This is a genomic window from Rhizobium sp. 01T417, assembly GCF_056398905.1.
The window spans coordinates 88,573-97,078 of record NZ_JBFTQH010000021.1; the positions used below are offsets into that span (position 1 = coordinate 88,573).

Genomic DNA, 8,506 nt, shown 5'->3' on the forward strand with positions numbered 1-8,506 from the left:
CGACATGATCAATCCTGACGAGCCTGCCCATATCCCCGACGACCGGATGGTCGAACGCATTGTCGCTGAAGGGCCACGAGGAGCAGTTGTTGTGGCCGGGATTGCGACCGCCGCCGTCGTTGCAATGTGGGTCTTGTTTTATTTGCTTGTGTTCGTGCCCCGGAGCGTCTGATGAGCGATGTTCACAACGAAGCAGCGGCGGTCGCTGAGCGCGTCGAACGGCGCTGGGCGACCGTTGCGATCTTGATTATTGTGTTTTTGGCGGGGATGGCGGCGTTCGCCGGGATACATCAGGCGACCATGCCGCAGACAGCGGTCGAAACCATCGACCCGACCACGATCCATCTCCAGGGCGAGTTCATTGAGTCCAATCTGGGCAGCGCGGTCGAGCAGGATGGTTCCGTGACGGTAAGGGCGATCGGCCAGCAGTATTCGTTCTCCCCGCCCTGCATCGTCGTTCCAACTCAGACCCCGGTTACTTTCAGGGCCACCAGCGCCGACGTCGTGCATGGCTTCCTCATCCAGGGCACCAACATCAACACGATGCTCGTTCCTGGCTACGTATCGGTTCAGAAGGCCAGCTTTGACCAACCCGGTGAACACCTCATGCCATGCCAGGAGTTCTGCAGTGTTGGCCACGAAGGCATGTGGGCGAAAGTGAAGGCCGTCGACAAGCAGCAGTTCCTTTCGGAAATTGCGGACAAGAGGAGGCTTTCCTGTGCTCCATAATCGCAGGCTAATTCTGGCGCACTTCTGGCTCGCCTTCGCGACCTTTGGCGTTGCCCTGCCGCTCGGCGCCTGGCAGATGTACGTCCGCAGTCCGCTTTCTCCCTGGATCAGCAATCCTGAATGGTATTACCGTTCCCTGACCGCTCATGGCACGGTGATGGGTTATGTGTTCCCAACGCTTGTCGCAATGGCCTTCGGCTATGCGATCAGCGAGGCTTCCCTGAAACAGGCCCTCGTTGGAGTCCGCTGGGCCTGGACCGGTTTTTGGCTGATTGCGGTCGGCGCTGTCATCGCGATGATCCCCGTGTCCCTTGGTCGGGCGTCAGTGCTTTACACCTTCTACCCGCCTTTGATCGGAAGCGCGCTATACTATATCGGCGTGGTGATGGTCGTTGTCGGCTCCTGGATCTGGGTGGCTCTCATGTCCATCAATCTGAGGGTTTGGAAAAGGGCCAATCCGGGCGCTCCAGTGCCACTCGCCATGTTTGCCAACGTGGCCGGCTCGTATCTATGGGCATGGACCGCCGTCGGCGCCGCCCTGGAGCTACTGCTGCAAATCATCCCGGTTGCACTCGGGTTCAAATCGACCATCGACGCCGGTCTTGCGCGCGTGTTCTTCTCGTGGACATTGCACGCAATCGTCTATTTCTGGCTCATGCCGACCTATATCGCCTACTACACGATCGTTCCGCGGGCGATCGGCGGTCGCGTCTTCAGCGACACCATGGCGCGTATCTCGTTCATCCTTTTTCTCGTGGTTGCCATGCCGATCGGCATCCACCACGCCTTCGCCGACCCTCAGGTCGGTGCAGGCTTCAAGTTCATCCATTCCACTTTCACCGCCCTGGTCGCACTTCCAACGCTGCTGACCGTCTTCACCATACTGGCGTCTGTGGAAATCGCGGCGCGTGCGCGAGGGGGCAGGGGCGCCTTCGGCTGGCTGACCGCGCTCCCCTGGCGCAACCCCATGATGCTGGCGGTGACATTCTCCTTCATCATGCTCGGCTTTGGCGGGGCCGGGGGGCTCATAAACATGAGCTACCAGCTCGACGCGTCGATCCACAACACGCAGTGGATCACCGGGCACTTTCATCTCATTTTCGGCGGCGCGATCGTCATAATGTATTTCGCCATCGCTTATGACCTGTGGCCCCATCTGACGGGACGTCCTCTCGTCAGCCTTGGTCTGGTCAGGCTTCAGCTCTGGCTCTGGTTCATCGGAATGATCGTCACGACTTTCCCATGGCACTATGTCGGGATTCTCGGCATGCCGCGCCGGATGTCCTTCTTCGACTATACGGATCCGGCTCTTGCGAACGAGGCGGTTTCGGTCGTGCTCTCGGCAATTGGTGGGTTCATACTCGTTGCCTCGGGTATTCTTTTCCTTGTCGTTCTTATCCGCTCGCATCTCGCTTCGCCAAGCCAGCCTGAGGAGTATCGGTTCGCGCTGGCTGTCCATCCTACCACCAGAGTTCCTGCGGCCCTGAACAGCTACGGTCTTTGGGTTGGCCTGATGGTAGCACTGACGATCACGAACTATGGATATCCGATCCTTCAGCTTGCCATACGCAATGACACCTCCGTGCCAGCGGTATATGTGGGAGAAAGGTGATGAACGGCGACAGGCTGACCAGCTTTCGGAACCGGTGGACGCTCACCAGCGTCCTCGTGACAGCCGCAATCTTTGTTGTCGCCGCGCTATTGGGCTTTGTGCTGCTTCCGCGCCTTGACGCAAGGGAGCAGGTGGTGGGCTTATGGGATACCATCTGCCGGGCGGCCGGGCTGCCGCAGCGCGGAGAAGCTTCTGAACCCGTGCAGCCAGGTTACAAGACTTCTCTTGTGAAGATTGCAACCGCAGTTTCGCGAACTCGCAACGAGGAGGCGATAGGGAGAGGGGCCACGCTTGCGCAGCAATGCGCCATCTGTCACGGCCCCACAGGCATAAGCCGCGCAGACTCCCCGAATCTGGCCGGCCAGTATGCAAGCGTGGTCTATAAACAGCTTCGCGACTTCAAGGACGGCGTTCGTGTCAATGCTGTCATGAGCCCGTTCACGGCAAAACTGACCGAGCGGGACATGCAGGATCTTGCTGCATACTACGCCTTCTTGCCGCGACTGCCTGGCTTTCATCCCGCCGGGGCCAATCCCGCCCCGCGCATCGTGATCAGCGGCGCGCCAACGAGAGGAATCGCGCCCTGTGGTTCGTGTCACGGCACTATTGAAAACAAGCTGGGCAGTCCGTGGCTCGAGGGCCAGTCCGAACTTTACCTCAAGACCCAGCTCCAGGCCTTCGTATCTGGCTCGCGGCAGAACGACATCAGCAGTCAGATGCGCAACGTTGCGCGCGCGATGACGCCCGAAGAGATCGAAGAGGCAGCCCGGTACTACGCAAACCAGCCGCCGCCCTATCTGTCCACCGAATGAACCGATCAGTCGCAGTGTCGTCAAAATGCCGGTGATTCGAACGGTGCTTGAATGGCGACTGTCATCTCGTTCGATCGCGCCTTGTGGTTACACGCCACGTGAAGAAAAACGACCGATAAAACATTTCCTCTCATGGGGGAGGGCGAGGTCCTCACCGCGATCGTGTTCGGCTGTCAGTCACTCGGCGGAAGGCCGTCTCATCCACTTGCCGTCCTTCCAATGAATGGCCACTTCGCGTGCGGTTTCCGCGGCAGATCAATCAACCATCTGCGAGGAGGCGGATGCATGCGCTCTGGCTATGGCATCCTGCAGATCCTCGATCGGCGTCGATCTCGTCATCGCATTGCCTTCCAGCTCTTTCGGCATCTTCCAGCCGGGGTCGACGCCTTCCATGTTCGGAAGCTCATGGGCGATCCCTTTGTGGCAGTCGATACAGGTTGCCTGCCCGGATAGCAGATATCGGGTGTGAATCTCGGCAGCCCGCTGCGTCTGCTTCTGCAGATCCATTGCCACCGCGGTGTGGCAGTTGCGGCATTCCAGGCTGTCGTTGGCCTTCATACGCGCCCATTCGTGCTGTGCCAACTCCAACCGCTTCTCCAGGAATTTGGGCCGCGTATTGATCGTGCCGAATATCTTGCCCCACACCTCCTTGGATGCCTGCATCTTGCGAGCGATCTTGTCGGTCCATTGATGCGGCACGTGACAATCCGGACAGGTGGCCCTGACGCCTGAGCGGTTCGAGAAGTGAATCGTGCGAGACAGTTCCTGGTAAACATTGTCATGCATCTCATGACAGGAGGTACAGAACTTCTCGGTATTGGTGAGTTCCAGCGCCGTATTGAACGCGCCCCAGAACATCACGCCGCCAATGAAACCGCCGAGCGTCAGGACGCCGAGCCCAATCGTGGCCGCAGGCGTCGTCAGGATCGACCAGGCCCAGACAATCGCTTTCTTGATCCATGAGATCATCGGCGTCACTCGCTTCCGGCAGGCTTGACGCCCATTTCGCTCATATCCCTGAACAGGTTGTTCACCAGCGGACGCACGTCCGCCTGCGGCACGTGGCAGGCGGTACAGAAGTATCGCCGGGGCGAGACATCCGCGAGCATCTGGCCGTCACGGGTCATGTAGTGTGTCACGCTGATCATCGGCGCACCGGAGTCCTGGGTGAACTCGCGCTTGTGGCAGGAAAGGCATCGGTTCGCGTTCACCGAGAGCTCGTATCCCTCGATCGAATGAGGGATCACTGGCGGCTGGTCGGGATAGGCGCGCATCCTGCGGCGGTCGTCCACGATCCACTTCGGCAGTGGCGCCGCCGGGCCGATCGCCATCGACGGCACTCGCCCGACCAGTTGCGGTGCCGTTTCCGGCAATACCTGGGCAATCGTGGCCGTCGCGACGAAAAGCAGAATACCCGCCGTGACCAGCATCCAATCAGGCCGCCTCAAATGGCGACGGGGAGAATCTTGACCGCGCATTTTTTGAAATCCGTCTGTTTTGAGATGGGATCGGTGGCGTCGAGAGTAACCTTGTTGATCAGTTGGCTTGCATCGAACCATGGGACGAAGATGACGCCGGGCGGCATGCGGTTTCGCCCGCGCGTCTCGACACGCGACCGGATCTCGCCGCGACGTGACACAATCCGCACTTCCGCACCCTGGTTGATGCCGCGCTTGCGGGCGTCCTCCGCGTTCATGAATACCCGTGCACCCGGGAATGCCTTGAAGAGCTCGGGAACGCGCAATGTCATTGAACCCGAATGCCAGTGTTCCAGCACACGGCCAGTCACCAGCCAGACGTCAAACTCATCATCCGGGGCCTCCGCCGGCGGCTCGTAAGGCACGGCCAGGATCACCGCCTTGCCATCCGGCTGGCCGTAGAAATTCACGCCTTCGCCAGGTTTCACGAAAGGATCAAAGCCCTCGCGATAGCGCCAGAGCGTCTCCTGGCCGTTGACCACCGGCCAACGCAGCCCGCGCACCTCGTGGTACATGTTGAAGGGTGCGAGATCGTGGCCGTGTCCGCGCCCGAAGGTGGCATATTCCTCAAACAGGCCTTTCTGAATGTAGAAGCCAAAGGCCTTCGCTTCCTGATTGTCGTAGTCGGCATCGAGTTCGCTGAGGGGAAAGCGGTCGACCTCGCCATTGCGGAAGATAACGTCAAACAGGCTCTTGTCGCGATATTCCGGATTGGCGTCGAGGATATTGGCGGGCCAGACCTCGTCAGTCTTGAAGCGCTTGGAGAATTCCGCGATCTGCCAGAGGTCCGACCGTCCCTCTCCAGGGGCCTGGACAAGCTGGCGCCAGAGCTGGGTGCGGCGCTCGGCATTGCCGTAGCCGCCCTCTTTCTCAACCCACATCGCAGCCGGCAGGATCAGGTCGGCGCTCATCGCCGTGATTGTCGGATAGGCATCGGAGACGACGATGAAGTTTTCCGGGTTTCGGTATCCCTGCCAGGTCTCGTTGCTCGTGTTGGGTGCTGCCTGGATATTGTTGTTGACCTGCACCCAGTAGAAATTGAGCTTTCCATCCTTCAGCATGCGGTCCTGCTGAACGGCGTGGTAGCCCGGCTTTTCCGGGATGATGCCATGCGGGATGCGCCAGATTTCCTCCGCCCGCTTGCGGTGCTCGGGATTGGTAACGGTCATATCGGCCGGGAGGCGATGGGCAAAGGTGCCGACCTCGCGCGCGGTACCGCAGGCCGACGGCTGCCCGGTCAGTGAGAAGGGACTATTGCCGGGTTCCGATATCTTACCCGTCAGCAGGTGGATGTTATAGACCATCTGGTTCGCCCAGACGCCGCGCACATGCTGGTTGAAGCCCATCGTCCAGAGCGACATGACCTTGCGTTGCGGATCGGCGTAGAGTTCCGCCAACTGCTCCAGGAAGCCTGCATCAACGCCGCTCAGCTCAGCTGCCTTTTCCAGCGTGTACTCGGACACGAATTTCTTGAAGGCGGCAAAGTCAATTGGCTCCATCTTCGCCGGATCGGTCGCATTGGCAGCCTTCAATTCCAGCGGGTTATCCGGCCTCAACCCGTAACCTATGTCGGTAACGCCGCGGGCAAACCGCGTATGCCGATCCACGAAGTCCTGGTTAACCCGCCCGGTCTGGATGATGTGGTTCGCGATGTAGTTGAGGATTGCCAGGTCCGACCCCGGCTTGAAGATCATCGGTATGTCCGCGAGATCCATGCTGCGGTGGGTAAAGGTGGATAGAACCGCAACCCTGACATGGGGGTGACCGAGACGACGGTCGGCGACGCGGGTCCACAGGATTGGATGCATTTCCGCCATATTCGAGCCCCAGAGCACGAAGGCGTCAGCATGCTCGAAATCGTCATAGACGCCCATCGGCTCATCCATGCCGAAGGTGCGCATGAAGGCGTAGGCCGCCGAGGCCATGCAGTGGCGAGCGTTCGGATCAAGATTGTTGGAGCGCAGGCCGGCGCGCATCAGTTTCGTCGCTGCATAGCCCTCGAAGATCGTCCACTGGCCGGAGCCGAACATGCCGACGGCCGTCGGTCCCTTCTCCTTCAGCACCTTCTTGCATTGCTCGGCCATCACGTCGAACGCCTCGTCCCAGGTGATCGGTTCGAACTCGCCGTCCTTGGCATAGACGCCGTTACGCTTGCGCAAGAGCGGCGTCTTCAGCCGGTCTTCGCCGTACATGATCTTGGAAAGGAAATATCCCTTGATGCAGTTCAGGCCGCGATTGACCTCGGCCTGCATGTCGCCATGGGTGGCGACCACCTTGCCATCCTTCACGCCGACCATCACGCCGCAGCCGGTGCCGCAGAAGCGGCAGGGTGCCTTGGACCATTTGATCTCGAGCGCCTCGACGCCGCCTGGTACCGGCTGGGCGGCGGCAGGTAGTGCTATACCGGCGGTCGCCGCGGCGATGCCGGCGGCGTGGGCCTTCAGGATGTCACGCCGCGTCAGTGTTCCGGTCATCGCTTCGCATCTCCTCTGTCTCGACGTGCTCGAAAACCATGCTCGCCGTGATCACCCCATCAAGCAGCGAAATGCGCGTCAGGCATTCGCCTAGCATGCCCGTATTCGTTCCCTCGATCACGACGACGATCTTGCCGCCGCCGTGGCCATGGACTTCGACATTCTCCATCCCGGCGATTGCAGCCAGGACGTCTTCGGTTCGCGCCGGCACCGTCGCGATCACCGCGCTGGAAATATGATAGCGCTGCGGCTGCTCAGACATCGGCGGCCTCCGCTTGGCGGGCCTGGAGGCCGATGGCGCTGACCGGGCATAGGCTGAGGCACGCGCCGCAACCGCTGCAGAGCGCTTCGTTCAATTCCGGGACGAACGGGCCGCCCATCCGCGGGCGGAAGCGGATCGCTTGCTCGGGACAGCATTCGCCGCACGACTGGCAGGCGACGTGGCGCTTCGCGAGACAGCCGTCGCCGACAACCGCCACATGCGGGAAACGATCGGCTTTCACGGTCAAAAAGACGGGTTCGGGACAGACCGAGCTGCATTCGCCGCAGAAGGTGCATTCGCCAAAAGCGAAATCGATCGAGGGCATCCCGTCCGAAAGCCGGATGATGCCCGTCGGACATCGTTCGGCGCAAAGCCCGCATCCCGTGCACGCGTTGAGGCTTTCGGCCGTCGCCCCAGGAGGACAGATGCCGATATTTCTTTTGGCAGGTCGGCCGAAAAACAGCGATCGACGTGAGATGGGCTCTGTCCGCATGACGCCCTCAATGACCCGCAGGCGGCCCCGGCGGGCCGTAAATGATCTGGAACATCCAGACGAGGAAGCCGTATCCGCCGACGACGCCAACGGCGACGAGCGGCCAGATTCCAAAGGCCAAGACGAGGAAGGCAAGGACCTCGACCCGCCGCCGTCCGCGGGGGTTGATTTCCTTCGGAGCTTTGTCGATCAGGTCGGTCATGGCGGCTCCCCCACGGCAAGAATCGTAGCACACGTTTTTGGAGACGCATAGTCTCAATTGCACTTCCTCCTGCGTGCAAGGCTATGGGAACGTTGAGCTGTTTTGCCGAGGGCGGCCGGGCGAGCGCAACGATCTTTGAGGGAGCGCAAATACCGGGAGCGCCCTTCGACCTATGGAGGTCATAATCGCCGTGCAGCCGCTTGCTTAAGCAAGGGGACGCCAGTCGGCGAAGCGATCGATCCAAGCGTCGAAAGGTCAAACGCGTGACAGACAGCACAGAGCAAGAAACCGTAAACGAGCCGACTCGCCGTGATTTCCTTTATCTCACCACAGGCATGGCGGGGGCGGTTGGGGCCGTTGCGGTTGCATGGCCGTTTATCGACCAGATGCGTCCGGATGCTTCGACGTTGGCGCTGGCCTCGATCGAGGTTGACGTTTCCAGCC

11 protein-coding genes are annotated in these 8,506 nt (G+C 60.5%); 5 read left to right on the top strand and 6 right to left on the bottom strand.

Going from position 1 to position 8,506, the window contains the following annotated elements; translation table 11 throughout:
* The first annotated feature begins 4 nt into the window (after nucleotides 1-4).
* From AC1DPR_RS20265 to AC1DPR_RS20280, 4 genes are read left to right on the top strand one after another with little or no spacing between them, the layout of a single operon-like run.
* A complete protein-coding gene (locus AC1DPR_RS20265) occupies nucleotides 5-172 on the top strand; it encodes a hypothetical protein (protein WP_018856232.1) in 168 nt (55 codons plus the stop codon).
* Nucleotides 172-729, top strand: a complete 558-nt coding sequence (locus AC1DPR_RS20270; protein ID WP_062368230.1) for a cupredoxin domain-containing protein — start codon at nucleotides 172-174, stop codon at nucleotides 727-729. The genes AC1DPR_RS20265 and AC1DPR_RS20270 overlap by 1 nt, the downstream gene beginning before the upstream one ends.
* Nucleotides 719-2,341 (top strand): b(o/a)3-type cytochrome-c oxidase subunit 1, encoded by a 1,623-nt coding sequence (locus AC1DPR_RS20275; protein ID WP_018856234.1) that lies wholly within the window; start codon nucleotides 719-721, stop codon nucleotides 2,339-2,341. The genes AC1DPR_RS20270 and AC1DPR_RS20275 overlap by 11 nt, the downstream gene beginning before the upstream one ends.
* Nucleotides 2,341-3,153 (top strand): c-type cytochrome, encoded by an 813-nt coding sequence (locus tag AC1DPR_RS20280; protein ID WP_018856235.1) that lies wholly within the window; start codon nucleotides 2,341-2,343, stop codon nucleotides 3,151-3,153. Before AC1DPR_RS20275 ends, AC1DPR_RS20280 begins: the two co-directional genes overlap by 1 nt.
* 255 nt (nucleotides 3,154-3,408) lie before the next feature.
* Here the strand turns inward: AC1DPR_RS20280 and AC1DPR_RS20285 are convergent, their stop codons facing one another.
* Genes AC1DPR_RS20285 through napE form a run of 6 tightly spaced genes read right to left on the bottom strand, consistent with a single transcriptional unit; the run spans nucleotide 3,409 to nucleotide 8,062 of the window.
* Nucleotides 3,409-4,122: a NapC/NirT family cytochrome c gene (locus AC1DPR_RS20285; RefSeq protein ID WP_162763480.1), complete on the bottom strand. Its 714-nt coding sequence runs from the start codon at nucleotides 4,120-4,122 to the stop codon at nucleotides 3,409-3,411.
* A 5-nt stretch (nucleotides 4,123-4,127) separates the two neighbouring features.
* Nucleotides 4,128-4,631: a nitrate reductase cytochrome c-type subunit gene (locus tag AC1DPR_RS20290; RefSeq protein WP_037089420.1), complete on the bottom strand. Its 504-nt coding sequence runs from the start codon at nucleotides 4,629-4,631 to the stop codon at nucleotides 4,128-4,130.
* Nucleotides 4,598-7,105, bottom strand: a complete 2,508-nt coding sequence (gene napA / locus AC1DPR_RS20295) for a periplasmic nitrate reductase subunit alpha (RefSeq protein WP_477817037.1) — start codon at nucleotides 7,103-7,105, stop codon at nucleotides 4,598-4,600. Before napA ends, AC1DPR_RS20290 begins: the two co-directional genes overlap by 34 nt.
* The gene (locus AC1DPR_RS20300) at nucleotides 7,080-7,367 is read right to left on the bottom strand and encodes a chaperone NapD (RefSeq protein ID WP_018856239.1); all 288 of its coding nucleotides are present in this window, start codon (nucleotides 7,365-7,367) and stop codon (nucleotides 7,080-7,082) included. Before AC1DPR_RS20300 ends, napA begins: the two co-directional genes overlap by 26 nt.
* Nucleotides 7,360-7,860: a ferredoxin-type protein NapF gene (locus tag AC1DPR_RS20305; protein ID WP_477817038.1), complete on the bottom strand. Its 501-nt coding sequence runs from the start codon at nucleotides 7,858-7,860 to the stop codon at nucleotides 7,360-7,362. Before AC1DPR_RS20305 ends, AC1DPR_RS20300 begins: the two co-directional genes overlap by 8 nt.
* A gap of 7 nt (nucleotides 7,861-7,867) precedes the next feature.
* Nucleotides 7,868-8,062, bottom strand: a complete 195-nt coding sequence (gene napE / locus AC1DPR_RS20310; protein WP_192303306.1) for a periplasmic nitrate reductase, NapE protein — start codon at nucleotides 8,060-8,062, stop codon at nucleotides 7,868-7,870.
* Between the two features lie 263 nt (nucleotides 8,063-8,325).
* Here napE and AC1DPR_RS20315 point away from each other — a divergent pair.
* A partial coding sequence (locus AC1DPR_RS20315) for a ubiquinol-cytochrome c reductase iron-sulfur subunit N-terminal domain-containing protein (RefSeq protein WP_477817039.1) occupies nucleotides 8,326-8,506 on the top strand: 181 nt, incomplete at its 3' end.